Genomic DNA, 26,726 nt, shown 5'->3' with positions numbered 1-26,726 from the left:
GCGGACCCGCCGCGGGTCATCGACGCCGCGTCCGTATGCATGAAACCGTGGACACGCCTGGGTCCGGATGAAGCATGGCGGCGACCGCACGGCCGCCGCCCCGGGCTCAGAAGTGATACAGCGCGTTGAGGCTCAGCTGGTTGCCGCTGGTGGTCTTGCGGTCGCTGCCGTTGGTGGTGGAATCGAGCTTGTCGTGCAGCAGTTCCACGCCCAGCGCATACGATCCGGCCGCGTACTGCAGGCTCAGCGCAGCCTGGCGGTTGCGCAGCAGGCCGGTGGCGCCATGACCCATCCAGCGGATCACGTCACCCGCGTTCGGCTTCGCATAGGCATAGGTGCCGAACATGCTCCAGTTCGAGGTGAAGCTGTAACCGGCCTGCAGATAACCGCCGGTTTCCTTGATGTCACCGAACTGCGACATGGCACCGAACAGCTCACCCAGACCCTGACCGGTATACACCTGCCCCTTGAACGACCACGGGCCGGGCTTCCACTGGCCACCGACTTCGTAGCCCACGCTCTTGACCTGCGACTTGATCGGCGCGGTGGTGTCGTTGCCGACGCCACGCAGGTCGACCTGGCTGTAATGCGCAGCCGCGTAGGCCAGCCAGTCCTTGTCCTTCACATGCAGGCGCGCTTCCAGCTGCGGCCGGAATCCTGCATTACCGGCGGTGAGGTAATTCACGTTGTTGCCCGGGCCTGCCCACGAGCCGTCGAAGGCGCCCAGATCCAGCCGCCACTTCGCGCCGGTGCTGCCGTGGTTCAGGTCCTGCATCCAGACCACGCCGGGGAAACGCCAGCCGATCATGCCGCTGCCGAACGCGAGCGGAAATGCGACGTGTTCCAGTGACGTGGTCACGTTGTCGAGCGGGAACATCAGGTCCCACTGCTGGCCGATGCGCACGGTGCTGCCGGTATCGGGGTTGGTCAGGTCCATATAGGCCTGACGCAGGCGCGGCAGCGGCTGCTGCCGGCTGTAGGCGCCGGTGCCGTTGAAGCCACCGAAGAAGTCCATCTCGATACGACCCCCGCCGACCCAGTCGCCGGCGAACTTGGCGCCGCTGAAGTCCAGCCAGAAGCGCGTGTTGCGCACATCGAAGCCGCTGAGCGTTCCGTTGGAACCGGGCTGCGGGAACAGTGCGTTCTGGCCGTTGCCGTAGGTGAAGGACTTGTTCTGGCTGAAGGCGCTGGCGCTGATGAAGCCATGCAGCGCTACCGAAACGCCCGGCGCGCTGGTGAATACGGGCTTGCTAGGTGCCGCGGCCGCGGCCACGTTCTGTACCGGCGCAGCCGGTGCCGCAGCCGGCGCGGCGGCGGGTTGTGCCCGCTGCGTCTCGATCATCTGCTTCAGCTGGTTCACTTCCTGCTGCAGCTGGTCGACCCGCTGCTCAAGCTGCTGCTCACGCGTGCTGCTGGTGGACGTGCTGGTCTGCGCCTGCGCCGCAAGCGGCAGGCCCAGCGCGCACGCGACGGCGAGCGCGAGCGCGCCAGGACGACGACGGTGGCTAGTCGTGCTCATGATCGATGGTCTCCCCAGAAATCTTATATGTGGTTGCGAGCATGGATGCGGGTTGTCGCGCACGCCTATTGGCCATTGGTCGAGAATCGACCAAAGTCGAAATCCGCACGTGGCTCGCCTGTTGCGGCAACCGTTACACTCGGGCTTCGTCCGCCGCATCGGGCACGACACATTATCCGCATTGCCCATCCGTAAACCAGCAGGAGGCACGCATGTCCACCACTCATCCGGTTTCAACCGAGTTCGCCGCCAAAGCGCGCATTCGCAAGGACGACTACGAACGGCTGTATGCCGAATCGGTGAGCGACCCGGAAGGCTTCTGGGCGGAGGTGGGCAAGCGGATCGACTGGGCCAGGGCGCCGACGAAGATCAAGAACGTCTCCTACGACCCCAGGGACCTGCACATCCGCTGGTACGAGGACGGCATGCTCAACGTGTCGGCCAACTGCCTCGACCGGCACCTGGAAAAGCGCGGCGACAAGACCGCGATCATCTTCGAGGGCGATGACCCCGGCGAATCACGCAGCCTCACCTACCGCCAGCTGCACGGCGAAGTGTGCAAGTTCGCCAACGCGCTGAAAAACCTCGGTGTGGGCAAGGGTGACCGGGTGGCGATCTACATGCCGATGATCCCCGAGGCAGCGGTGGCGATGCTGGCCTGCGCGCGCATCGGCGCGGTCCACTCGGTGGTGTTCGGCGGCTTCTCGCCCGACTCGCTGGCCGGACGCATCGCCGACTCGCAGTGCAAGGTGGTGGTGACGTCCGACGAGGGCGTGCGCGGCGGCAAGAAGATTCCGCTGAAGGCGAATGTGGATGCCTCGCTGGACCGTCCCGGCACCAGCAGCGTGGAAACCGTGGTGGTGGTGCAGCGCACGGGCAGCGCCGTGCCGATGCAATCGCCGCGCGACCGCTACTGGCACAACCTGATGGACGGCCAGAGCACCGAGTGCCCGGCCGAACCGATGGAAGCCGAGCACCCGCTGTTCATCCTGTACACCTCCGGTTCCACCGGCAAACCCAAGGGCGTGCTGCACACTTCCGGCGGCTATCTGGTCTACACCAGCTACACCCATGAATGCGTGTTCGACCTGCGCGAGGACGACGTCTACTGGTGTACCGCCGACGTGGGCTGGATCACCGGCCACAGCTACGTGGTGTATGGCCCGCTGGCCAACGGCGCCACCGTGCTGATGTTCGACGGCGTACCGAACTATCCGGACGTCAGCCGCTTCTGGCAGGTGGTGGACAAGCACAAGGTGACCCTGTTCTACACCGCGCCGACCGCGATCCGCGCGCTGATGCGCGAAGGCGAGGAGCCGGTGAAGAAGTGCTCGCGCGCCTCGCTGCGCCTGCTCGGCACGGTGGGCGAACCGATCAACCCGGAAGCCTGGGAGTGGTACCACCGCGTGGTCGGCGATGGGCGCTGCCCGATCGTCGACACCTGGTGGCAGACCGAGACCGGCGGCATCCTGATCACCCCGCTACCGGGCGCCACCGCCACCAAGCCGGGCTCCGCCACCAAGCCGTTCTTCGGCGTGAAGCCGGCCATCGTCGATACCAACGGCGAAGTGCAGGAAGGCGCCTGCGAAGGCAACCTGCTGATCACCGATTCCTGGCCGGGCCAGATGCGCACGGTGTACGGCGATCACCAGCGCTTCATCGAAACCTACTTCAGCGCCTACCCCGGCAACTATTTCACCGGCGACGGCGCCCGCCGCGACGAGGACGGCTACTACTGGATCACCGGCCGCGTGGACGATGTGATCAACGTCAGCGGCCACCGCATCGGCACCGCCGAGGTGGAAAGCGCGCTGGTGGCACACCCGAAAGTCGCCGAAGCCGCCGTGGTCGGCTGCCCGCACGAGATCAAGGGGCAGGGCATCTACGCCTACGTGACCCTGGTTGCCGGCGAGCAGGGCAGCGACGAGCTGCGCAAGGAGCTGATCGCTTGGGTACGCAAGGAGATCGGTCCAATCGCCACGCCCGACTATCTGCAGTGGGCCACCGGCCTGCCGAAGACCCGATCCGGCAAGATCATGCGCCGGATCCTGCGCAAGATCGGCGAGAACCAGCCCGACCAGCTTGGCGACATCTCCACCCTGGCCGACCCCGGCGTGGTGAGCAACCTTGTCGAGGAACGCCTGATCAAGTAAGCGGCGAGTTCATCCGGACGAACTCAGCTAGAACAGCACATCCAGAGACACGTGGCGAGGCGCCGCCGATGCAGCCCTCGCCACACTGATCCCCAGCGGCTCCTCCTCCCCCATGCCCGACGTCCTGATTGCCGACGACCATCCACTGTTCCGCGACGCCCTGCAGCGCGCCGTGCTGGGCGCGCTGCCACAGGCACGCGTGCATGCGGCCGACGACGTGCACAACCTGATGAGCCTGATCGAGCGCTACCCCGACGCCGATCTGCTGCTGCTCGACCTGCACATGCCAGGCGCCCGCGGTTACTCCGCGCTGGCACACATCCGCGGCCAGTACCCCGGACTGCCGATCATCGTGGTTTCCGGCCACGAGGAACCGGCTGTGGCCAAACGCGCGCTGGCCCACGGCGCCGCCGCCTACATTCCCAAGTCCACCGACGGCAGCACCATCGCCGAGGCGATCCGTCACGTGCTCGATGGCGACACCTGGCTGCCGCCGCAACTGCTCGGCGGCCACCAGGCCCTGCAGCCGGACGAAGCCGACGCGGCAGCACGCATCGCCACGCTCACCCCGCAGCAGTTCCGTGTGCTCACGATGATCGCCGAAGGCCTGCTCAACAAGCAGATCGCCTGGGACCTGGGCGTGTCCGAAGCCACCGTGAAAGCGCACATGACCGCAATCATGCGCAAGCTGGGCGTGAACAACCGCACCCAGGTCGCACTGCTCGCCAGTCAGCTCGCCGTCGACCAGGATGCCGTACCGCCGCTGCCTGCCGACGAGGACTGAGTCACGACCTCGATCGCATGGCCTGCGTTGGTGAAAGCGGCCATGGGCATGCGATGCGCCGGATCATCCTGACCTGACTACATGGTCAGACCGCATGACCCGGCCGCATCGGAAGCCATCCGTGCCCGGTCGCCGGCAATCAGCCCGCCAGCGCGCCGACACTCGCAGGACCGACTCAACGCGGCAGCGTCGAGGCTCCCATCAGGAACTCGTCCACCGCCCGGGCGCACTGCCGGCCCTCGCGGATGGCCCACACCACCAGCGACTGGCCGCGCCGCATGTCGCCTGCGGCGAATACCTTGTCGACGCTGGTGCGGTAGCAGCCCGCGCCCTCGGTGGACGCCTTGGCGTTGCCGCGCGCATCGCGCTCCACGCCAAAGGCGTCGAGTACCTTCTGCACCGGCGAGACGAAGCCCATCGCCAGCAGCACCAGGTCGGCCGGAATCTCGAATTCGCTGTCGGCGACTTCGCTCATCTTGCCGTCCTGCCAGGCCACGCGTACCGCGGTGAGGCTCTTCACGCGACCCTTGCCGTCATCGTTGAAGCGCTTGGTGGCAACCGCCCAGTCGCGCTGGCAGCCTTCCTCGTGCGAGCTGGAAGTGCGCAGACGCAGCGGCCAGTAAGGCCATACCAGCGGCTTGTCTTCCTGCTTCGGCGGTTGCGGCAGCAGCTCGAACTGGGTGACCGTGGCGGCGCCATGGCGATTGGACGTGCCGACGCAGTCCGAACCGGTGTCGCCACCGCCGATCACCACCACGTGCTTTTCGCCCGCGTGGATCTGCGTGTCGAGCACGTCGCCGGCCACCACGCGGTTCTGTTGCGGCAGGAAATCCATCGCGAAATGCACACCGGCCAGCTCACGGCCGGGCACCGGCAGATCACGCGGGTTTTCCGCACCGCCGGCGATCACCACCGCGTCGAAGTCCTGCCGCAACTGCGCCGGAGTTACCGTCTCCACCTCGCCGTAGGCCGCCGCATCGTGTGCGTTGCCGACGAAAACGCTGGTACGGAACTGCACGCCTTCGCCGCGCATCTGCTCGGTACGGCGGTCGATGTGCGACTTCTCCAGCTTGAAGTCGGGAATGCCGTAGCGCAACAGCCCGCCCACGCGGTCGCTCTTCTCGAACACGGTGACGTCGTGCCCGGCGCGTGCCAGCTGCTGTGCGGCGGCCAGCCCGGACGGCCCTGAGCCGACCACGGCCACGCGCTTGCCGGTACGCTGCACGGGCAGCTTCGGCTCGATCCAGCCTTCTTCCCAACCGCGATCGATGATCTTGTGCTCGATCGACTTGATGCCCACCGCATCGCTGTTGATGTTCAGCGTGCAGGCCGCCTCGCATGGCGCGGGACAGATGCGTCCGGTGAATTCGGGGAAATTGTTGGTGGAATGCAGCACGTCCAGCGCACGCTTCCAGTCCTGCTTGTACACCAGGTCGTTGAAATCCGGAATGATGTTGTTGACCGGACAGCCGTTGTGGCAGAACGGAATGCCGCAATCCATGCAGCGGGCGGCCTGCAGCTGCGCGGCCTGGTCATCGAGTTCGCGCACGAACTCGTGCCAGTGTCGCTTGCGCTGCGGCGGCGCCTCGCTGGTTTCATGCTGACGCGGGTGGTCGAGAAAGCCGGTGATCTTGCCCATCAGTGTGCTCCTCAGGCGGTGGCCTTCTCGGTGGATTCCAGTACCGCGTCGCTCTTCGCTTCGATCAGCGCGCGCTTGTACTCGTTCGGCATGACCTTGACGAAGCGGGCGCGTGCCACGCGCCAGTCGTGCAGGATCTCCTTGGCGCGGAAACTGCCGGTGTGGCGGAAGTGCGCTTCCAGCAGCTGACGCAGGATCGCCTCGTCGGTCGTCGCCACCCCGCCGCGTACCGGCGTATGCCAGTGCTGGCGAGGAATGCGCAGTTCCTGCTCGACGCTGGACAGCACCGGTTCCAGCGCCACCATCGCCAGGTTGCATTTGCGCTCGAAGGTTCCGTGCGGGTCGTACACGTACGCCACACCGCCCGACATGCCGGCCGCGAAATTGCGCCCGGTCTCGCCCAGGACCACCACCGTGCCGCCGGTCATGTACTCGCAGCCGTGGTCGCCCACGCCTTCGACGACCGCGCAGGCGCCGGAGTTGCGCACGGCGAAGCGCTCGCCGGCCACGCCGTTGAAATAGGCTTCGCCATCGATGGCGCCGTACAGCACGGTGTTGCCGGCGATGATGTGCTCGGGACCGAAGCCGTGGAAATCGTTCGGCGAGCGCACGATCACGCGGCCACCGGACAGACCCTTGCCGACGTAGTCGTTGCCGTCACCGACCAGATCCAGCGTGATGCCGCGGGCAAGGAAAGCGCCGAAGCTCTGCCCGGCGGTGCCGTTCAGCTGCACGTGGATGGTCTCGTCGGGCAGGCCGGCATGACCATGACGACGCGCCACCTCGCCCGAGAGCATGGTGCCCACGGTGCGGTTCACGTTGCGCACGTCGACGATGAAGCGGGTCTTCTCGCCACGTTCCAGTGCCGGCTGCGCCTTCTCGATCAGCACGTGATCCAGCGCGTGGCCCAGACCGTGTTCCTGTTCCTCGAGGTGACGCCAGGCCACCCCGGCCGGTACGTCGGGACGATGGAACACGCGCGTGAAGTCCAGCCCCTTTGCCTTCCAGTGTTCGATGCCGGCACGGGTGTCCAGCAGGTCGGCACGACCGACCAGGTCATCGAAACGGGCGATGCCGAGCTGCGCCATGATCCTGCGCACTTCCTCGGCGACGAAGAAGAAATAGTTGACCACGTGCTCCGGCTTGCCGGCGAAGCGTCGACGCAACACCGGGTCCTGCGTGGCCACGCCCACCGGGCAGGTGTTGAGGTGGCACTTGCGCATCATGATGCAGCCTTCCACCACCAGCGGCGCGGTGGCGAAACCGAACTCGTCGGCACCGAGCAGGGCGCCGATCACCACGTCGCGGCCGGTCTTCATCTGGCCGTCGGCCTGCACCCGGATGCGTCCGCGCAGACGGTTCAGCACCAGTGTCTGCTGGGTTTCGGCCAGGCCCAGTTCCCACGGCGTGCCGGCATGCTTGATCGACGACCACGGCGAGGCACCGGTACCGCCGTCGTGACCGGCGATCACCACGTGATCCGACTTGGCCTTTGCCACGCCTGCAGCCACCGTGCCCACGCCCACCTCGGAAACCAGCTTCACCGAGATCGAGGCGTCGGGGTTGCAGTTCTTCAGGTCGTGGATGAGCTGGGCCAGATCCTCGATCGAATAGATGTCGTGATGCGGCGGCGGCGAGATCAGGCCCACACCGGGCACCGAGAAGCGCAGCTTGGCGATGTATTCGGACACCTTGTGACCGGGCAGCTGACCGCCCTCGCCGGGCTTGGCCCCCTGCGACACCTTGATCTGGATCTGGTCGGCCGACACCAGGTAGGCGGCCGTGACGCCAAAGCGGCCGGAGGCCACCTGCTTGATCCGCGAACGCAGTGAATCACCGGGCTCCAGTGCGATGTCGCTCTCGATGCGCTCCTTGCCGATGATGCCGGCCAGGGTATCGCCCACCTTGATCGGAATGCCGCGCAGTTCGTTGCGGTAGCGCGCTTCGTCCTCGCCGCCCTCGCCGGTGTTGGACTTGCCGCCGATACGGTTCATCGCCACCGCCAGGGTGGCATGCGCCTCGGTGGAGATCGAGCCCAGCGACATCGCGCCGGTGGCAAACCGCTTCACGATCTCGCTGGCCGGCTCGACGTCCTCCAGCGGAATCGCGGCCGCTGGATCGGTGCGGAATTCAAACAGGCCGCGCAAGGTCATGTGACGGCGGCTCTGTTCGTTGATGATGCGTGCGTATTCCTCGTAGGTGCGCGCACTGTTGGCACGGGTGGCGTGCTGCAGCTTGGCGATCGCGTCCGGCGTCCACATGTGTTCTTCGCCGCGCACGCGCCAGGCATAGTCGCCACCGGCATCGAGCGCTTCGGCCAGTACCGGGTCGCCGCCATAGGCGGCGGCATGCATGCGCAGCGCTTCCTCAGCCACCTCGAACAGGCCAATGCCCTCGATGCTGGACGTGGTGCCGGTGAAGTAGTTGTCCACCAGCTCGCGGTTCAGACCCACCGCCTCGAAGATCTGCGCGCCGGTGTAGGACATGTAGGTGGAGATGCCCATCTTGGACATCACCTTCTGCAGACCCTTGTTGATCGCCTTGACGTAGTTGGCGATGGCCTTGTCGGGGCTGATCCCGCCCGGCACCTGCGCGTGGTGCTGCGCCAGCGTCTCCATCGCCAGGTACGGATGCACGCCTTCGGCACCGTAACCGCCAAGCAGGGCGAAGTGATGCACCTCGCGCGCCGAGCCGGTTTCCACGACCAGACCGGTGCTGGTGCGCAGGCCCTTCTCGACCAGATGCAGGTGTACCGCCGAGGTGGCCAGCAGGGCGGGGATCGCCACCCGCTCCCGATCGGCCGCGCGGTCGGAAACGACCAGAATGTTGTTGCCCTGCGCGATGGCGTCCACCGCCTGCGCGCACAGCGAGGCAAGCCGCGCCTCGATACCGGCCTTGCCCCATGCGGCGGGATAGGTGATGTCGAGAGTGAAGCTGCGGAACTTGCCCTTGGAGTAACGCCCGATCTTGCGGATCTTCGCCATCTCGGCGAAGCCCAGCACTGGTTGCGGCACTTCGAGGCGCAGCGGCGGGTTGATGTTGTTGATGTCCAGCAGGTTGGGCTTGGGCCCGATGAAGGACACCAGCGACATCACCAGCTGTTCGCGGATCGGGTCGATCGACGGATTGGTGACCTGGGCGAACAGCTGGCGGAAATAGTTGTACAGCGGCTTGTTCTTGCCCGACAGCACCGCCAGCGGTGCGTCGTTGCCCATCGAGCCGATCGCTTCCTCGCCGGCCTGGGCCATCGGCAGCAACAGGAACTTGATGTCTTCCTGGGTGTAGCCGAAGGCCTGCTGGCGGTCGAGCAGGCTGTCGCTAGCGTGCGTTTCCACCGGTGCGACGGAAAGATCTTCCAGCTTGATCCGGATCCGTTCGATCCACTGCTTGTACGGCCGCGAGTTGGCCAGCTGGTCCTTCAGTTCGCGGTCGTCGATGATGCGACCGGCCTCCATGTCGATCAGCAGCATCTTGCCCGGCTGCAACCGCCACTTCTTGACGATGCTGGACTCGGGCACCGGCAGCACGCCGGCCTCGGAGGCCAGGATCACCAGGTCGTCTTCGGTAACCAGATAGCGCGCCGGGCGCAGGCCGTTGCGGTCCAGCGTGGCGCCGACCTGGCGGCCATCGGTGAAGGCGAGCGCGGCGGGGCCGTCCCACGGCTCCATCATCGCCGCGTGGTACTCGTAGAAGGCGCGGCGGCTTTCGTCCATCAAGGTATGCCGTTCCCACGCCTCGGGAATCATCATCATCATCGCATGGGCCAGCGGATAGCCGGCCATGGTGAGGAGCTCCAGACAGTTGTCGAACGAAGCGGTATCGGACTGCCCGGGGTAGATCAGCGGCCACAGCTTGGGCAGGTCGTCGCCCAGCACCGGCGAGGCGATCGCCCCGGTACGCGCATTCAGCCAATTGACGTTGCCCTTGACCGTGTTGATCTCGCCGTTGTGGGCGACCATGCGGTACGGGTGCGCCAGCTCCCAGGCGGGGAAGGTATTGGTCGAGAACCGCTGGTGCACCAGCGCCAGCGCCGAGGTGGCACGCGGATCGGCCAGGTCGAGGTAGTAGCGGCCGACCTGGTTGGCCAGCAGCAGCCCCTTGTAGACCACCGTGCGGGTGGACATCGAGGGGACGAAGTATTCCTTGCCATGCTTCAGCTTCAAGGCACGGATCGCATGACTGGACGTCTTGCGGATCACGTACAGCTTGCGCTCCAGCGTGTCGGGCACCATCACGTCGGGACCACGACCGATGAAGATCTGGCGGATCATCGGTTCGCGCGCCTTGACCGTGGGCGACATCGGCATCTCGCTGTCCACGCCCACGTCGCGCCAACCCAGCACGACCTGGCCCTCGGCACGGACCTTGCGCTCGAGCTCCTGTTCACAGGCCAGCCGCGATGCCTCTTCCTTAGGCAGGAAGATCATGCCCACGCCGTATTCGCCGGGCGGCGGCAGGGTCACGCCCTGCAGGGCCATCTCTTCGCGATACAGCTGGTCGGGAATCTGGATCAGGATGCCGGCACCGTCGCCCATGAGCGGGTCGGCTCCCACCGCGCCGCGGTGGTCCAGGTTGCGCAGGATCGCCAGCCCCTGCTGGATGATCGTATGGCTTTTGCGCCCCTTGATATGGGCGACAAAACCCACGCCACAGGCGTCGTGTTCATGGCGTGGGTCGTAGAGACCCTGCGCAGGTGGCTGGCCCATTGTTTCCTCTCCCCGGAAGCACGCAAGACTACAAGCAATACTCCCGACTATAGTGCGCCGCAACAGAAAGGCAAGCAATTCGACGAACTAGTCTTTGTATAGACGTATATAAGTCTGGACGGCCAAGCTTGTCATCTGGAAATTTGGAGGTTTGGACGTCCAGCTGGAAGACTATGCCCACGACGCATCGACCCATAGCCGATGTTTCTTCAGCGCGGACTGTCCTGGGTCGCTTGCCGCCGCGAGAGAGCCGTCAGCAACGCGCGCAGCGCCGCCGGACGCACCGGCTTGTGCAGCACCGGATAACCCTGGGCACGGGCCCGCTGCTTCAGCTCGCTGCTGCCGTCGGCGGTGATCAGTGCCGCCGGGGGCAATGGAACGAACGTACGACTGAGTTCGTTCAGGGCCTGGAAGCCGTCGATGTCCGCACCCAGGTGGTAGTCCGCCAGAATCAGGTCGACCGGACCCTTGTGCAGTTCGGCCTGCGCCTCGGCCAGGCTGCCGGCGGTCCGGCAATCCACACCCCAGCGCCCCAGCAGGGCACGCATGCCGTCCAGGATGGCCGCGTCGTCATCCAGGCAAAGTACCGTCAGTGACAATGGTTCGGTCGACGGCCCCATCCCGCGGACCACGTGCGCGGCCCGCGGTTCGGCCATGCCTCGCGGCACGGTCACCGAGAACCGGCTGCCATGACCTTCACGTGAGGCCAGACCGAGCTTGTGTCCGAGCATGTGCGCAATGCGGTCGCAGATGGAAAGGCCCAGCCCAAGGCCCTTTTCGCCCCAGGGCGAGGGTCGTTCCAGCCGCTGGAACTCCCCGAAGATACGCGCCTGCTGCTCCGCCGGTATGCCCGGACCGGTGTCCCATACCTCGATTCGGACCTCTTCCCCCACACGACGTGCGCCCATCAGCACGCTGCCGCTGCGGGTATAGCGCAAGGCGTTGGAGACGAAGTTCTGCAGAATCCGCCGCAACAGCTGCGGGTCGCTGCGCACCGCCAGTTTCGTGCCAGCCACGCGCAGGCGCAGGCCGCGCTGTTCGGCCACCACGGCGAACTGTGCGCGCAGCGACTCGAAGATGTCTGACAACGCCACCGCACTGACTTCGGGCCGGTAACTGCCGGTATCCAGGCGCGAGATGTCGAGCAGCGCGTCGAGCAGGTCTTCGGCGGCGCGGAACGACACTTCGATGCGCTCGGCCAGCTGCGTCGCCTCGGTGTCCAGGCCCGGATGCTGGCGTAGCGCGGAAGTGAACAGCCGGGCCGCATTCAGCGGTTGCAGCAGGTCGTGGCTGGCCGCGGCCAGGAAGCGCGTCTTCGACACGTTGGCGGCCTCGGCCACGCGCCGGGCCTGCGCGGTGGCGGCCAGCGCCTCGCTCAGTTCGGCGGTACGTCGTTCCACCCGCTGCTCCAGCGTCTCGTTGGCCTCGATCAACGCCTGCTCGGCATGCTTGTAGGCGGTCACGTCCGAATAGGTGGTGACGTAGCCGCCACCCGGCAGCGCCCGGCCGCGCATCTCAATGGTGCTGCCATCCGGGCGAATGCGCTGGAACAGATGCGGCGAACCCGCCCGCATGTGCCCGATGCGCTTGGCCACATGCGCCTCCACCTCGCCCGGCCCGCATTCACCGTGCTCGGCATTCCAGCGGATCAGGTCGGCCACCGGCACGCCCACGTAGACCATGCCGTCCGGATAGTCGAACAGCTCCAGGTAGCGTCGGTTCCATGCCACCAGCCGCATGTCCACATCGACCACGCTGATACCCTGCGTGACGTTTTCCAGTGTGGTGGACAGCAGTTCGCGGTTGAAGCGCAGTTCCTGCGAAGCCTCATCCATCAGCGCCATTGCCTCGGCGACGTCGAGGCCCGAACCGGAAAGCACGCCCATCAGGATGCGGCGTGCGCTGGCAGCCCCCACCGCACCAGCCATCAGCCGCTCGGTGCGCTGGATCAGGGCACGTTCGGCGGCCTCTCCGGGCTGCAGCGGCTTGCCGCGGCGGCGCGCATATTCCTCGAAGGCGCGCTGGGTACCGCGCACGCCGATGATCCGCTCGGCGATAGTGCGCAGGTCCGCGACCCGCACGCGGCCGCGCCAATCGCCGGCGCCCATGCGGCTGGCCGCATACGGGTCGATGAACATGGCCGCATGCAGGCGTTCCTCGAGACTCGGCCGCCAGCGCAGCGACACGAACACCAGGCAGGCGACGTTGAATAGCAGCGACCAGAACACGCAGTGCAGCACGGGATCCCAGCCCCAGGTGCCGAACAAGCCCTGCGGTCGCAGCCAGCTTATGTCCAGCGGACCGCTGCGCAGCCAGGGGGCGGCGTGATCCATCGCCGGCAGCAGCAAGGTATAGACCCATACCGCAAAGCCCACGCTCAGACCGAGCATGACGCCACGGCGGCTGGCTCCACGCCAGTACAGTGCCGCCACGATCGCGGGCGCGAACTGGGCAACCGCCGCCAGCGACAACAGTCCGGTGGCAGCCAGGTTTTCGACATCCGCAGCCACCCGGTAATAGGCGTATGCCATCAGGGCCAGCGCCACGATCGACCAGCGCCGCACCCGCAGCAGCAGCTGCGACAGATCGCTACGCTGTTCCAGTTGCAAGCGCCGGATGCGCAACAGCAACGGCATCGCCAGGTCATTGCTGACCATGATGGACAAGGCCACCGCCGCCACGATCACCATGCCGGTTCCGGCCGAGAACCCGCCGATATACGCCAGCAGGGCCATGCCATGGTTGCCGTAGGCCATCGGCAGGTTCAGCACCCAGGCATCGGGCGCACCATCGCTCACCCGCGGCAGCATGGTGCCGGCCGCCACCAGCGGCAGCACCGCGACACTGATGATGACCATATAGAGCGGGATCAGCCAGCGTGCGTGACCGACGTCATCGGCGTCCTCGCATTCCACCACGCCGATCTGGAACTGCCTTGGCAGGCAGAACACGGCACAGAACCCGAGCAGGGTCTGCGCGATGAAGGCCGGCTCCACCACCTGACCGGCATGCTGCAGCGGCAACTGCATCATGCGGGCCATGCTCGGCCCGTGCTGGTACGCGTACCAGGCCAGCGCCACGAAGGCGAGCAGCTTGATCAGCGCTTCCAGGGCGATCGCCAGCATCAGGCCGTGATGATGCTCGCTGGCATCGATGCTGCGCGTGCCGAACAGGATCGCGAACAAGGCCAGCAACAAAGCGCACCACAATGCCGTATCGGTGCTGGTCCCGGTCACTGGAAGCGCCGAGCTGCCATGCAGCACCGCGAATGACATCGCGATGGCTTTCAACTGCAGTGCTAGATAGGGCACGACTGCCACCACGGCGATCGCCGCTACCAGCGCAGCCAGCCCGTGTGACTTGCCGAAGCGGGCGCCGATGAAGTCGGCGATCGAGGTGATGTTGCGCCGTGTCGCCACGCGCACCAGCCGGCGCATCAGTCCGAAGCCGACCAGGAACAACAGGGCCGGTCCTAGGTAGATTGGCAGATAGGACAGTCCGGAACGGGCCGCAGTGCCGACCGCCCCGTAGAACGTCCATGACGTGCAGTAGGTGGCCAGCGCGAGCGCGTATACGTAGGGCCGCAGTTTCGGCTGACGCGGATATAACGGGCGCCGGTCGCCCACGAATGCCACGCCGAACAACAGGCCAACATACAGAACGGAAACCAGCAGCAATACCCAGCCGGCGATCAAGTGTGCGCTCTCCCCGGATCGACCCACGGCCCATCACGCTTGTACCTAGTCGCCCCCGTCCGGCAGCATGCAGCCATGTGCGCGAGCGGTGACCAACCTTGCAGAAAGTAACAGAGCCCCTTGGCGATGACGAGATTCACGTCTGGTGGCTCGGCTACCGGCGCGAGCTGGGCCGTGCGCCTCTGCGCGCGATCCTGGCGAGCTACCTGGACGAGCCTGCCGATGCACTGGTGCTGCACGACGATGCCCATGGCCGCCCCGAACTGGCTCCACCGCACGCCGGTCTGTATTTCAACTGGTCGCACAGTGGCGACCGTGCCGTAGTGGCCGTGGCGCGCGGCATCCGCCCGGGTATCGATCTGGAGCGTTTGCGCCCGCGCCGACGCAGCCTGGATCTCGCGCACCGCTTCTTTAGTACTGCCGAAGCCCTGGCATTGGCCCGGCTCGCACCCGCGTTGCTTGACCCCGCATTCCTCGCGCTGTGGACCGCCAAGGAAGCCGTGCTCAAGGCGACCGGACGAGGGCTCGCGTTCGGCCTCGACCGGCTGGAATTCACCGTCCTGCCGGAGCCACTGCGTCTGCTTCGATTGGACGAGGACGCTGCAAGCGCCTGGCAGGTCCACCCGCTTGCCTGCGACTCCGCGCACGTCGGCACGCTGGCCTGGCGCGGGCCTCCGCGCCGCATTCGATCGATGACACTTGCCGAGAGGGGCTGAACGGCGCACTGTGGGCGGCCATCGCAAAGGTCGCCACTCACCGTCATGACCCTGCTCAGCGTCAATCTCAACAAGATCGCCGTGCTGCGCAATTCGCGTGGCGATGCCGAACCGGACATCATTCGCGCGGCACAGACCTGTATCGAGGCCGGCTGTGGCGGCATCACCGTGCATCCACGGCCCGACCAGAGGCACGTGCGTCCCGACGACGTGCGCGCACTCGCCGTGGCTGTGCGCGGTCGGGTGGAATACAACATCGAGGGCAATCCTTTTGCCGCGCCCCGCGGCAGTTACCCCGGGCTGATCGAACTCGCCCGCGAAGTGCGGCCGACCCAGGTCACCCTGGTACCCGACAGCGATGGACAACTGACCTCGGATCACGGATTCGACCTGGAACGCGATGCCGAGCGTCTGCGCCCGTTGGTGGCGGAGCTGCGCACCTTGGGTTGTCGCGTGAGCCTGTTTGTCGACGCTGGGATAGTCGACTTCGCCCATGCGGTCGCGATTGGCGCCGAACGCGTTGAGATTTATACCGGTCCCTTTGCCCAGGCATTTGCCGACGGTGATGCGCGCAGCGAACTGGCACGCTGTGTGGATACCGCCAGGCGTGCGCAACAGGCCGGGCTGGCCGTCAATGCAGGTCATGACTTGAGCCAGGCCAACCTGGGCACACTGCGCGCCGCGATCCCCGGTCTGGCCGAGGTTTCCATCGGTCACGCGCTGATCGGTGAAGCCCTGTACGACGGCCTTGCCAACACGGTGCGCAGCTATCTGCAGATACTTTCCTGAGTTCGCTGTATGCGACGGGTCGCCACATTCTACGTCGCACTTTTTTTCCGAATACACAAACAACAACCCCCGCACCAGGCGGGGGTTGTTGCGGGTAACGCTTGGATGCAGCGCTTGCGCGCTTACTGACCGTTGTCGGTGAAACCGATCTTGGTCAGGTTGTAGCTCTTGGCATCGGCCAGTACTTCGGCAACGTACTCATAAGCCACGTTGTCGTTGCCGTAGATCTGGATCTCCGGCTGGTTGGTTTCCTGGGCGATCACTGCCATCTGCGCCCGCATGCCCAGCTCGTCGACCGGCGTGTCGTTCCAGTAGAGCTGACCACCCTGATCGATCTTCAGGTGGATCGGCGCCTTCGGATTGTCAGGCTGGTGCACGTTCGGGTTGGGCTGCGGCAGGTCGATCTTGACCTTCTGCGTAACTATCGGTGCCGTGATCATGAAGATGATCAGCAGCACCAGCAGCACGTCCACCAACGGCGTGACGTTGATGTCCGCCATGGCCCCTTTCTTACTGCTTCCGCTCATGGCCATCGGCTTACTCCTGGACCTGCGCAGCAGGGTGGGTCGTCATGAAGCCGACGTGCACCAGTCCCGCATTTTTCGCTTCACCAAGGACCTTGCGGATGATTTTCCACTGGGTGTCCTTGGCACCGCGGATCTGCAGCTCCGGCTGCGGCGACATGCTCGCGAACACGGCGAACCTAGCCTTCAACTCTGCTTCGGTCACCGGATTGTCGTTGAGGTACGTGCTGCCATCGTCCTTGATAGCCAGATCCACCGGGCGGTTGTCGGTAGCTTTTTCGGTTTTCACTGCTGTCGTGGTCGGCAGCTTGACGACAACCGTGTGAGACATCAGCGGTGCAGTAATCATGAAGATGATCAGCAGCACCAGCATCACGTCGACCAGCGGCGTGACGTTGATGTCGGACATTGAACCGCCGCCACCTCCGGTACTCATGGCCATGGGTCAGTACCTCACTTGCCTTCGACGCGCGAGCCAGTGGCGAAGAAGTCGTGCAGGTCGTGCGCGAACTCGTCGAAACGGGCGTAGGTCAGGCGGTTGGAACGGGTGAAGAAGTTGTAGGCGAACACGGCCGGGATCGCGGAGAACAGACCGAACGCGGTCATGATCAGCGCCTCACCCACCGGGCCAGCCACCGCTTCCATCGAGGCATTGCCCGAAGCGGAAATGCGGATCAGGGCGTGGTAGATGCCCCACACCGTACCGAGCAGACCCACGAACGGTGCAGCCGAACCCACCGTGGCGAGCAGGGTCATGCCACCTTCGAGGCGCAGGCTTTCGCGATCCACGGCCTGACGCAGCGCGCGGTCGACGAACTCGGAGCGGCTCAGCGACTCGGCCAGACGACCACCGGTGGCAGTGGCCTGGGCCGATGCCTGCTGGTGATGGGCCACGGCGGAAGCCGCGTCGAGTGCGATCTTGGAGAACGGTTCGCCCTTGGGCTGGGCTTCGAGTTCGCGAATCGCGTCCTGCGTGGACGGGTTGTTCCAGAAGCCGTTGATCACCTTGTCGGCGCGGCTCTTGACCATCGAATTACGAATGGCGTTGGCAATGATGAAGTACCACGAGGAGATCGACATCAGGCACAGCGTGATCACCACGATCCAGCCAAGCGGATCTTCGTGGCGAAGGAACTGGCCGACGCCCATCTGCTGCATGGCAGCGGCGGCGGAGTTGGCCCCTGCGGCGGGGGACGAAACAGGAGTGTCTTGGAAGAACATAACGCTACCCTTGGGAAGTCAAGCGTGAACAGTAGTAAACGTGGTGGATTACAGCTGGCTTAGATTGAAATTGACGGGTACGCGTACGTAGCCCTCGACCTTCTGGCCGTTCTTCATCTCAGGATTGAAGCGCCATCTACGGGCCGCTTCAATGGCCGCACGATCCAGCTCGCGGTAACCGCTGGACTGTTCGACCTTGATGTCTTTCGGCTTGCCGTCGACACCAACCAGAATGAGCAGGGTCACCACGCCCTGATGGCGCTGACGGATGGCCTGTGGAGGATAGCGAGGCTGCAGCCGGCTGTTGTAGCTGATGTCCTGGCTAGCCGTGATATCGGTCGGCGGTGCCGGTGGTGCCGGTGGTGCCGGCGGCGGCGCGGCAACCGCATTGTTCGACTGCTCGGTCACCGGCGGCGGCGGGGCAGGCGGCGGCGGCTGCGGCGGCGGGATCACCTGGTGGATGATCTTCGGCGGCGGCTGCTTGGGCGGCTCCGGCGGCGGCGGCGGCGGCGGCGGCGGCGGCGGCGGCGGCTCGATGAAGCTCACCTGCGTGATCTGCTCTTTCTTCGCCTTGGCGGCCGAGGGCGGACCGGCAGGGGCAAGCAGCACCAGAAAGGCGAACCCGTGCAGGGCAAACGCGAACGCTAACGCGATCGTGCGTCCCCAACTGAACGGCTTGGCGCCGGTATCTTCGTTACTTGAGGCCATCTGTCACTTTCGATCAGGAGCTAGTCAAGGGAATGACGTGGTCGCAGCACCCGACGGCAAAGGTCTGTCCCAAGGGATGACATTTGCCACTGGACAATGCGGGAGATTACCAACGGTACAACAGCACATGGCGTTTGTATAGCGTCGATGGGGCATTCAAATGGACGTCTATCCTGCCCCACCGATCTTACCTCGCCAGAACGCTTTTTAGCGGCCTACATGGGCCTTCTGGAGCCATGCCTTGGCCTTGCTTGCGGTTTCCGGATATTGCTCAGCCTTGCGTACCGCAGCGATCGCATCCGGCTTGTCCTTCATGCCGCGATATGCTTCGGCCAGCATCATGTAAGCGGTGCCGGTGTGCTTCAGGCCACCCTTGTCGATGCCCTGCTTGATCAGCTTCCTGGCGTCATAGTAGTGGTGGTCGAGCAGCATGACCTGACCAGCACGCACAGCAGCCTCGCCATCCTGGGCCGTCGGGATGGCTTTCTTGTATGCAGCCAGCGCCTTGGCCTTCTCGCCACCGATCAGTGCAGCGTCGCCCAGCAGCGTGTAGTTGGCGGCGGTCGAGGTGACCACGCCCTTGCTCATGCCATCGTTCAGCACGGCAATCGCCTTGTCGGCATACGGCTTGGGATCGGACGAGGAATTCTGGCCGGTGATCAGATACATCTTAGCCAGGTTGATGTACTGCTTCTCGCTCTTGAGGTTGCCCTGGGCGCGCGCCTGCTCCAGCACCTTGATGGCCTCGGGATACTTTTGCGCCTGCATCAGAACGGTAACCGCGTTATTCAGCGCGGTCTGGTCGCTGGGGTTGGCCGCCAGCTGCTGCTCGGCGATCTTGATGGCCTGATCGCCCTGCCCCGATTCGGAGTAGCTGGCCATCAGGATCTCGTTCCACGTCGGCTCCGGCTTTGTGCTCATCGACTCCGCTTTCTTGATCGCGGCGATGGCCTCGGGATACTTCTGCATGCGGTAGTAGGCGTTACCTTCCAGCGCATAGGACTCGGCGGTCTCGCGCTTGCCCTGGGCCCGCCACTGCTCGATCGTGTCGATCGACTTCTGGTACTGCTGGTCGGCCATGTAGAACTGGCCCAACTCGTACTCGAGCTGGAAGTAGGTGTCGTTCGGCATGACGCCGTCGGCGAGCGACTGCTGCAGCAGCTTGATCGCGCCCTTCACGTCACCGGCGTTGTAACTGATGCTGGCCATGCCCTGCAGTGCCAGCGCCTTCGCGTACTTGCTCTTGCTGCCATCGATGATCGGCTGCAGCAGCTGGGTGGCCTTGGCCTTGTCGCCAGCGTTCACGGCCTGGAGACCGGCGTTGAGTGCCTTGGATTCCTTCTCGCTGGTGAGGTCCAGCTTGGGGGCCTTGCGCGTGGCATTGGGATAGAGCGACGCCGCTTTCGCCTTCGACTCGTCATGGTGACTGCGAGCCAGTACCGGGGTACTGCCCAGCGCCAGGGCTAGTGCCGCGCTGGTCAGCATCAGGGTAAGGGGAGCGTGTTTCATGGCGTTCCTCTGTGTTCGGGTGTCATGCACGAAGTGTGCAGGGGATCTTGGAGATTAACCCGAGCTGACGCCTTATAACAAGTCGCAGCGCGACATTGAGGACCAAGCAAATCAAATACTTGCAACACAAAGACCATACGCACGCGCATTTTTTCCCCGCACAGCGTTGGATCTGCATCGCCAGTGACTTGAACGGGGTTGTCGGCACGACTGTGACCGCATGAGAGCACATTAATGCATTCATACATTTACGTGCTTGATCGGTGCGCCGATTGCTCACTTCAACACTGATTTTGATGCCCATCCGGACATGACGATCCGGATGGGCATGCAGGCCAGCGTGATCAGATGTCGAGGTTGGCGACCTTCAGCGCGTTCGCCTCGATGAAGTCGCGGCGGGGCTCGACCGCTTCACCCATCAGCATGGAGAACATCTGGTCCGCGGCAAAGGCGTCTTCGATGCCGACCTGCAGCATGCGGCGGGTTTCCGGATTCACCGTGGTTTCCCACAGCTGCTCGGGATTCATTTCGCCCAGGCCCTTGAAGCGCTGGATGCTGCGGCCCTTCTTCGCCTCGTCGAGCAGCCACTGGCGGACTTCGGAGAAGCGCGTCACGCCGCGTGATGCATTGCCACGCCGGACCACGGCATCCTGCTGTACCAGTCCGTCGAGTGCCTGGCTGACGGTGAGGATCGAACGGAACTCGTTGCCGGCAAAGAACGGCTGCGGCAGCAGTAGCGTATGGCTCAGGCCATGCTGTTCGCGTACCACCTCGATGGCCGTGGGTTGCTCGTCCTGCGCATGCCGCAACGACAGCCGGTAACGCGGCTTGCCCAGGCCACTGCTGGCCAGCTTTTTCGCCAGGCCATCCAGCCATGCCTGCATGGCGCCGGTATCGGTCCACAGTGTCGAGGTTATCGGCGCATGCTCCAGCAAGGCGCCAAGAACGCTGGCATCGAAGCGATGCCCAAGGCGTTCGATCTGGTCGAGCGCCGTCTGGTAGTCGCGCAGCAGTTTCTCCAGCGCTTCACCCGTGATCGCCGGTGCGTTCGGATCGGCCACCAGTTCGGCACCATCCACGGCGTTGGAGATCAGGTAGGCGTTCAGTGCCGCATCGTCCTTGAGGTACAGCTCGTGCTTGCCCTGCTTCAACTTGTAGAGCGGCGGCAGACCGATATAGACATGGCCACGCTCGATCAGCTCCGGCATCTGCCGGTAGAAGAAGGTCAACAACAGCGTGCGGATGTGCGAACCGTCCACATCGGCGTCGGTCATGATGACGATGCGGTGATAGCGCAACTTGTCCGGGTTGTAGTCTTCCTTGCCGATACCGGTGCCGAGCGCGGTGATCAGGGTGCCCACCTCGGCCGACGAAAGCATCTTGTCGAAGCGGGCCTTCTCCACGTTGAGGATCTTGCCCTTCAACGGCAGCACGGCCTGATACTTGCGGTTCCGGCCCTGTTTGGCCGAACCGCCTGCCGAGTCGCCCTCGACCAGGAACAGTTCGCACAAGGCGGGATCCTTTTCCTGGCAGTCCGCCAGCTTGCCGGGCAGCCCGGCAATATCCAGGGCCCCCTTGCGGCGGGTCATCTCCCGGGCCTTGCGTGCAGCCTCGCGGGCACGCGCGGCATCCACCACCTTCGAGGCAATGGCCTTGGACTCGTTCGGATGCTCCAGCAGGAATTCGCCCAGCTTTTCGCCGACAGCCTGCTCCACGGCTGTCTTCACTTCCGAAGAAACCAGCTTGTCCTTGGTCTGCGAGGAGAACTTCGGATCAGGCACCTTGACCGACAGCACCGCGATGAGACCCTCGCGCATGTCATCGCCGGTGGGCGTGATCTTGGCGTTCTTAGCCAGCCCTTCCTTCTCGATGTAGTTCTGCAGCGAGCGGGTCAGCGCCGCCCTGAACCCGGTCAGGTGCGTACCGCCGTCGCGCTGCGGAATGTTGTTGGTGAAGCAGAACATCGTCTCCTGATAGGAGTCGGTCCACTGCATTGCGACCTCGACCGTGATGCCGTCCTGCTCGGAACTCAGGCTGATCACATTCGGATGCAATGCCGTCTTCATCTGCGCCAGGTGCTGCACGAAGGAACGAATGCCGCCTTCGTACGCAAAGATGTCGGCGCGTTGCTCGCCCCGCTCGTCCTTCAGCTCGATCGTGACACCGGAGTTGAGGAAGGCCAGTTCGCGCAGGCGCTTGGCCAACACGTCATAGTGGAATTCGGTCTGACTGAACGTCTGCGGGCTGGGCAGGAAGCGGACGATGGTCCCGCGGCGGGTCGAGGGTTGTACCTGCTTGAGTGCGTATTGCGGTTCGCCCAGCGCGTATTCCTGCTGATATTCATGCCCGTCACGATGGATGGTCAGCCACAGGTGATCACTGAGTGCGTTGACCACCGAGACGCCGACGCCGTGCAGGCCGCCGGAGACCTTGTAGGAGTTGGCGTCGAACTTGCCGCCGGCATGCAGCACGGTCATGACCACTTCTGCAGTCGAGCGCCCTTCTTCCGGATGAATATCAACCGGTATGCCGCGGCCGTTGTCGCTCACGCTGACCGAACCGTCGTCATGGATCGTCACGACCACACGGTCGCAATACCCGGCCAGTGCCTCGTCGATCGCGTTGTCGACAACCTCGAACACCATGTGGTGCAGGCCGGTGCCATCGTCCGTGTCGCCGATATACATGCCGGGGCGCTTGCGTACCGCTTCCAGGCCCTTGAGAACCTTGATATTGCTCGAGTCGTACTGGTTTTCGTTCATGCGTCGACGGATCCTGGCGTCATCGTCCCTCCTCGGCAAATCCTGCCGGGATAGACACGGGCGTAGCTTTTCATTATAGCAGGCGCGGATACCCACTCAGGGGCTGACCCCCAACCCGTCCACAGGGCTTTGCTCCCCTGAATCAGCTGATGGTTCCGTGTTCCACGTGGAACACGCGCGCTGTATTCGTATCGAGCGATGGAGGAACATCCGTCCCCGTGATAAGAACTTGGGCACCACTATGCTGCAGCGATTGCAGGAGCTGTTCCTGATGCGGTCGATCCAGCTCCGATGCCAGGTCATCCAGGCACACCAACGGCCAGTAGCCACGGTCCAGGGCCATCAGATTCGCCTGCGCCATCAGACAGGTCAGTGCCACGAGCTTTTCCTGCCCACGCGATAGATGCTCGCGTAGCGGAGCTTCATCGTAGGCCATGCTCCAGTCCGCGCGATGTACTCCGTACGATGTATGCCCACGGGCCCTGTCGCGGACGCGCTGGGTTGAGAGCAACTCGGCCAAGTTTCGCTCTTCAGGCCAACCCGGGCGATAACGCAGCACCGGCGTACCCAGTTCCGGTAACAGCGCCCTACTGTGCGTCTCGATACGGGGCCGCAACATGTCGAGATATCTTCGCCGCCATGCGTCGAGCACACGAGCGGTCTCGGCCAGCTCATGCTCCCAAGGCAGGAACAACGCATCGTCATCGATCGCGCCTTCACGAAGCAGTGCGTTTCGTTGTTTCAATGCGCGCTGATAGCGCCGCCATATCACGAGAAAGTCATGTTCCACGTGGAACACGCCCCAATCGATGAACCGCCTACGCTCTTCGGCACCACCGGCAATCAGCGCATGCGATCCCGGATCGAAACACACCACCGCACACGCCTGGATCAACTCGCCTAGAGGCACCGTCTCCCCATTCAGGCGCGCCTGCCACCGATTTCCGTTACGCCCCAGGCCAAGCCGTGAGCGCGAACCATCCTCGCCTCGCCACTCGCTGAAAACGTGGAGTTCGGTCGCGCCACGCTGCGTCAGGGCATCGCGTGATCCGGTGCGGAACGAGCGGCCATGCGAAAGCAGGTAAACCGCTTCCAACACGCTGGTCTTGCCCGCACCGTTGGGGCCCACAAGCATCTGCACCCCCGGCTCAAGTGACAGGTCCAGGTCGGCAAGACAGCGCAGCCCTTGTACCTTCAGCCGTTCAAGCAGCATCCGGACGACATCCGCAAAAGACGACGCCGGGGCCTCGATGGTCCCGGCGTCTTGGTTTGGTGTGAAGCCTGAGGGATGACACGTCAACGATCAGAGACGTAGCGGCATGATCACGTGGCGAGCTTCGGCACCTTCCTCTTCCTGCACCAGACAGCTCGATTGCGCGTCGCGCAGGCTGAGTCGTGCCTTTTCCCCGTTCAGAGCGGACAGTGCATCCAGCAGGTAACCGACATTGAAGCCCACGGCCAGATCGGAAACCACCGTATCGGCTTCGACTTCTTCGACGGCTTCTTCCTGTTCCGGGTTATGCGCCACGATCTTCAGCTTGCCGGGCGACAATTCGAGCTTCACGCCACGGTATTTCTCGTTCGAAAGAATCGCTGCGCGCTGAAGTGCACCACGAAGTACTTCGCGGTCGAGTGTTGCATGCTTGTCGGCACCCAGCGGGATCACGGCTTCGTAGTCGGGGAAACGCCCGTCGATCAGCTTCGAAGTGAACACCACGTCGCCACGGCGTACGCGCAGATGATTGCGACCGAACTCCAGTTCGACCTGGCCATCGCCCGTTTCGAACAGACCGATCAGCTCGTTCACGCCCTTGCGTGGAATGATGATCTGTCGACGCGCGGAGACCGAGCTGTCCAGCTGGGTTTCCTTGAGGGCCAGGCGGTGGCCGTCGGTAGCGACGCAGCGCAGGGTGTGCTCCTGCAGATCGAGCAACATGCCGTTGAGGTAATAACGGACATCCTGGTTCGCCATGGCGAACGCGGTATGTTCCATCAGGTCGCGCAGCACTTCTTCCGGCAAGGCAACCTTCTCGACCAGTTCGATTTCGTCGATGGTCGGAAACTCGCTGGCCGGTAGCGTCGCCAGCGTGAAACGGCTACGACCGGCATTCAATGCCACGCGATCACCGTTGAGCTTGAGGTCGATGCGGGCACCATCTGGAAGCGCACGCACGATATCGAAAAGCTTGCGGGCCGGAATGGTGATGTCGCCTTCTTCAAGCTTCTCCGCATCGGTGGTTGCCACCATCTCGACTTCCAGGTCGGTACCCGTCAGCGAAAGGCGTCCATCGGTGACCCGCACGAGCAGGTTGGCCAGTACAGGCAGAGTCTGTCGACGCTCCACGACACCGACAACTTGCTGAAGCGGCTTGAGCAGGACTTCTCGTTGGATGCTGAATTGCATGGTATGCGCGTCCCCTACACTGCTGTTCTGTTTTTTAAAGAAGTTATGGTGGTTGTTTTAGGCACGGTGGATAACTTTTATCTCAGAATAATTCGTTTAGAATCAACAAATTGTTCAAAAAAAAGGCTGTGCCTTGACGGGTCCGGAAGCTGTGCGCCAGTTGTGGATAAATCGAGAGGCTCATCCATCCACCTATTATCCACAGCTTACCCCGGTTTCGTTCAATGCTTTATGCCCATTGCCGATCCTGCGACACCGGTCAGCCGGTCAGAATCCGGATCAGCTGCTCCCAGTCCTGGCGCATGCGGGTATCGGTCTCGCAGAACTTTTTGATCGTGCGGCAGGCATGCAGCACGGTGGTGTGGTCGCGACCACCGAAGGCTTCGCCGATCTCGGGCAGGCTGTGGTCGGTAAGTTCCTTGGACAACGCCATCGCGATCTGTCGCGGACGGGCCAGCGAACGAACGCGGCGTTTGGACAGAAGATCCTGCAGGCGCACGTTGAAGTAGTCCGCGGTGACCTTCTGGATGTTCGGTACCGTGACCGCCTGTGCATGGGTCGCCAGCAGGTCGCGCAGGGTCTCCTCCGCAAAAGCGGTGGTGATCGGCTTGCCGTAGAAGTTGGCCCGTGCGGCCAGGGTGTTGAGCGCTCCTTCCAGATCGCGCACGTTGGAACGGATGCGCTTGGCCAGCAGCATCGCCACGTCCTCGCTTACCGCCACGCCCTTGTCGTGCGCCTTGGCCAGCAGAATGGCTGCGCGCGTCTCGAAGTCCGGCGGCTCGATCGCCACCGACAGGCCCCACCCCAGGCGCGACTTCAGGCGGGGCTCGAGCTTGTCCACTTCCTTGGGGTAGCGGTCGCAGGTCAGGATGATCTGCTGCTTCGACTCGAACAGCGCATTGAAGGTGTGGAAAAACTCTTCCTGGGTGGTGTCCTTGCCGGCAAAGAACTGGATGTCGTCGATCAGCAACGCGTCGACCGAGCGGAAGCGGCGCTTGAACTCATCCATGTTCTTGGTACGCAGCGCCTCGATCATGGCGCCCACGAACTGTTCCGAGCGCAGGTACAACACCTTGCAATCGGGCTTGTGCTGGCGAATCAGGTTGCCGGCTGCGTGCATCAGGTGGGTCTTGCCCAGGCCGGTGCCGCCATACAGAAGCAGCGGGTTGTAGGCTCGCCCAGGGTTCTGCGCCACCTGCATGGCTGCCGCCTTGCCGAGCTGATTGGACTTGCCCTCGACAAAGGTTTCGAAGGTGTAATGCGGGTCGAGGTTGTGCGGGAACGGCGTAGCCGCCGTCGATGACGATTGGGTGCGCGGTGCGGTTGTCGCGGCCGCGGGTTTGCCCGGCGTGGCGCGTGCGCTGGAACCTACATCCAGCCGCACTGACTGTGCCTGTCCGGTCAACTGGCTGAGCACGTCCTCGATGCGCGCAAGGTAACGGTCGCGCACGGTATCCAGGGTATAGGGGTTGGGCGCGAAGAGCTGCAACCCGGTCTCGTCCTCGCGGGCCTGCAGCGGCATCAGCCAGGTGTGCAGATCCTCGGCGCTCAATTCGCCTTCAAGACGCTCCAGGCAGCGCCGCCACAAATCACTCAT

The 26,726-nt window shown here is 64.1% G+C and carries 17 protein-coding genes; 4 read left to right on the top strand and 13 right to left on the bottom strand.

Annotation, left to right across the window (positions count from 1 at the left end):
* Positions 1–106 precede the first annotated feature (106 nt).
* Positions 107–1,519 carry a hypothetical protein gene (locus RA164_RS00085; protein ID WP_329741959.1) on the bottom strand — a complete coding sequence of 471 codons (1,413 nt, stop codon included), beginning with the start codon at positions 1,517–1,519 and terminating at the stop codon, positions 107–109.
* Positions 1,520–1,731: 212 nt separating this feature from the next.
* Here RA164_RS00085 and acs point away from each other — a divergent pair, with 212 nt between their 5' ends.
* Entirely contained in the window at positions 1,732–3,672 is a 1,941-nt protein-coding gene (acs, locus tag RA164_RS00080) for an acetate--CoA ligase (RefSeq protein WP_329741958.1), read from the top strand.
* 112 nt (positions 3,673–3,784) lie between these two features.
* Positions 3,785–4,456, top strand: a complete 672-nt coding sequence (locus RA164_RS00075) for a response regulator transcription factor (RefSeq protein ID WP_329741957.1) — start codon at positions 3,785–3,787, stop codon at positions 4,454–4,456.
* A gap of 175 nt (positions 4,457–4,631) precedes the next feature.
* On the opposite strand, the gene RA164_RS00070 is transcribed toward RA164_RS00075, so the two are convergent.
* From RA164_RS00070 to RA164_RS00060, 3 genes are all read right to left on the bottom strand, one after another.
* Complete coding sequence (locus RA164_RS00070; protein WP_329741956.1) at positions 4,632–6,095, bottom strand: glutamate synthase subunit beta; 1,464 nt, start codon at positions 6,093–6,095, stop codon at positions 4,632–4,634.
* An 11-nt stretch (positions 6,096–6,106) separates the two neighbouring features.
* Positions 6,107–10,801: a glutamate synthase-related protein gene (locus RA164_RS00065; RefSeq protein ID WP_329741955.1), complete on the bottom strand. Its 4,695-nt coding sequence runs from the start codon at positions 10,799–10,801 to the stop codon at positions 6,107–6,109.
* 209 nt (positions 10,802–11,010) lie between these two features.
* Positions 11,011–14,496 (bottom strand): hybrid sensor histidine kinase/response regulator, encoded by a 3,486-nt coding sequence (locus RA164_RS00060; RefSeq protein WP_329741954.1) that lies wholly within the window; start codon positions 14,494–14,496, stop codon positions 11,011–11,013.
* 98 nt (positions 14,497–14,594) lie between these two features.
* On the opposite strand from RA164_RS00060, the gene RA164_RS00055 reads away from it, so the two are divergent.
* On the top strand, positions 14,595–15,212 hold the full coding sequence (locus RA164_RS00055) for a 4'-phosphopantetheinyl transferase family protein (protein WP_329741953.1): 618 nt from the start codon (positions 14,595–14,597) through the stop codon (positions 15,210–15,212).
* A 45-nt stretch (positions 15,213–15,257) separates the two neighbouring features.
* Positions 15,258–16,001 carry a pyridoxine 5'-phosphate synthase gene (locus tag RA164_RS00050; protein WP_329741952.1) on the top strand — a complete coding sequence of 248 codons (744 nt, stop codon included), beginning with the start codon at positions 15,258–15,260 and terminating at the stop codon, positions 15,999–16,001.
* A gap of 122 nt (positions 16,002–16,123) precedes the next feature.
* Here the strand turns inward: RA164_RS00050 and RA164_RS00045 are convergent, their stop codons facing one another.
* The 9 genes from RA164_RS00045 to dnaA all read right to left on the bottom strand — a co-directional run bounded on the left by RA164_RS00045 (position 16,124) and on the right by dnaA (position 26,726).
* On the bottom strand, positions 16,124–16,501 hold the full coding sequence (locus tag RA164_RS00045; RefSeq protein ID WP_329741951.1) for an ExbD/TolR family protein: 378 nt from the start codon (positions 16,499–16,501) through the stop codon (positions 16,124–16,126).
* A gap of 37 nt (positions 16,502–16,538) precedes the next feature.
* Positions 16,539–16,967 carry an ExbD/TolR family protein gene (locus tag RA164_RS00040; protein ID WP_329741950.1) on the bottom strand — a complete coding sequence of 143 codons (429 nt, stop codon included), beginning with the start codon at positions 16,965–16,967 and terminating at the stop codon, positions 16,539–16,541.
* An 11-nt stretch (positions 16,968–16,978) separates the two neighbouring features.
* The gene (locus tag RA164_RS00035) at positions 16,979–17,746 is read right to left on the bottom strand and encodes a MotA/TolQ/ExbB proton channel family protein (RefSeq protein ID WP_329741949.1); all 768 of its coding nucleotides are present in this window, start codon (positions 17,744–17,746) and stop codon (positions 16,979–16,981) included.
* A gap of 48 nt (positions 17,747–17,794) precedes the next feature.
* Positions 17,795–18,454, bottom strand: coding sequence for an energy transducer TonB (locus RA164_RS00030; protein ID WP_329741948.1), 660 nt, complete (start codon positions 18,452–18,454; stop codon positions 17,795–17,797).
* 207 nt (positions 18,455–18,661) lie between these two features.
* On the bottom strand, positions 18,662–19,963 hold the full coding sequence (locus RA164_RS00025; protein WP_329741947.1) for a tetratricopeptide repeat protein: 1,302 nt from the start codon (positions 19,961–19,963) through the stop codon (positions 18,662–18,664).
* A 344-nt stretch (positions 19,964–20,307) separates the two neighbouring features.
* The gene (gyrB, locus tag RA164_RS00020; RefSeq protein WP_329741946.1) at positions 20,308–22,725 is read right to left on the bottom strand and encodes a DNA topoisomerase (ATP-hydrolyzing) subunit B; all 2,418 of its coding nucleotides are present in this window, start codon (positions 22,723–22,725) and stop codon (positions 20,308–20,310) included.
* A gap of 142 nt (positions 22,726–22,867) precedes the next feature.
* Positions 22,868–23,938: a DNA replication/repair protein RecF gene (gene recF / locus RA164_RS00015; protein ID WP_329741945.1), complete on the bottom strand. Its 1,071-nt coding sequence runs from the start codon at positions 23,936–23,938 to the stop codon at positions 22,868–22,870.
* A gap of 90 nt (positions 23,939–24,028) precedes the next feature.
* On the bottom strand, positions 24,029–25,129 hold the full coding sequence (dnaN, locus tag RA164_RS00010; RefSeq protein WP_329741944.1) for a DNA polymerase III subunit beta: 1,101 nt from the start codon (positions 25,127–25,129) through the stop codon (positions 24,029–24,031).
* A 259-nt stretch (positions 25,130–25,388) separates the two neighbouring features.
* Positions 25,389–26,726, bottom strand: coding sequence for a chromosomal replication initiator protein DnaA (gene dnaA / locus RA164_RS00005; protein ID WP_329741943.1), 1,338 nt, complete (start codon positions 26,724–26,726; stop codon positions 25,389–25,391).

This window comes from Dyella sp. A6, from assembly GCF_036320485.1.
Lineage (GTDB): Bacteria > Pseudomonadota > Gammaproteobacteria > Xanthomonadales > Rhodanobacteraceae > Rhodanobacter_A > Rhodanobacter_A aluminiiresistens.
The sequence above is the reverse complement of the archived record's forward strand: the minus strand, read 5'-3'. Positions and strand labels throughout refer to the sequence as shown.

Bases quoted from the DNA above. Each gene is read 5' to 3' on its own strand.
- RA164_RS00085 (WP_329741959.1), bottom strand. From the start codon at position 1,519: ATGAGCACGACTAGCCACCGTCGTCGTCCTGGCGCGCTCGCGCTCGCC.
- acs (WP_329741958.1), top strand. From the start codon at position 1,732: ATGTCCACCACTCATCCGGTTTCAACCGAGTTCGCCGCCAAAGCGCGC.
- RA164_RS00075 (WP_329741957.1), top strand. From the start codon at position 3,785: ATGCCCGACGTCCTGATTGCCGACGACCATCCACTGTTCCGCGACGCC.
- RA164_RS00070 (WP_329741956.1), bottom strand. From the start codon at position 6,095: ATGGGCAAGATCACCGGCTTTCTCGACCACCCGCGTCAGCATGAAACC.
- RA164_RS00065 (WP_329741955.1), bottom strand. From the start codon at position 10,801: ATGGGCCAGCCACCTGCGCAGGGTCTCTACGACCCACGCCATGAACAC.
- RA164_RS00050 (WP_329741952.1), top strand. From the start codon at position 15,258: ATGACCCTGCTCAGCGTCAATCTCAACAAGATCGCCGTGCTGCGCAAT.
- RA164_RS00045 (WP_329741951.1), bottom strand. From the start codon at position 16,501: ATGGCGGACATCAACGTCACGCCGTTGGTGGACGTGCTGCTGGTGCTG.
- RA164_RS00040 (WP_329741950.1), bottom strand. From the start codon at position 16,967: ATGGCCATGAGTACCGGAGGTGGCGGCGGTTCAATGTCCGACATCAAC.
- RA164_RS00035 (WP_329741949.1), bottom strand. From the start codon at position 17,746: ATGTTCTTCCAAGACACTCCTGTTTCGTCCCCCGCCGCAGGGGCCAAC.
- RA164_RS00030 (WP_329741948.1), bottom strand. From the start codon at position 18,454: ATGGCCTCAAGTAACGAAGATACCGGCGCCAAGCCGTTCAGTTGGGGA.
- RA164_RS00025 (WP_329741947.1), bottom strand. From the start codon at position 19,963: ATGAAACACGCTCCCCTTACCCTGATGCTGACCAGCGCGGCACTAGCC.
- gyrB (WP_329741946.1), bottom strand. From the start codon at position 22,725: ATGAACGAAAACCAGTACGACTCGAGCAATATCAAGGTTCTCAAGGGC.
- recF (WP_329741945.1), bottom strand. From the start codon at position 23,938: ATGCTGCTTGAACGGCTGAAGGTACAAGGGCTGCGCTGTCTTGCCGAC.
- dnaN (WP_329741944.1), bottom strand. From the start codon at position 25,129: ATGCAATTCAGCATCCAACGAGAAGTCCTGCTCAAGCCGCTTCAGCAA.
- dnaA (WP_329741943.1), bottom strand. From the start codon at position 26,726: ATGAGTGATTTGTGGCGGCGCTGCCTGGAGCGTCTTGAAGGCGAATTG.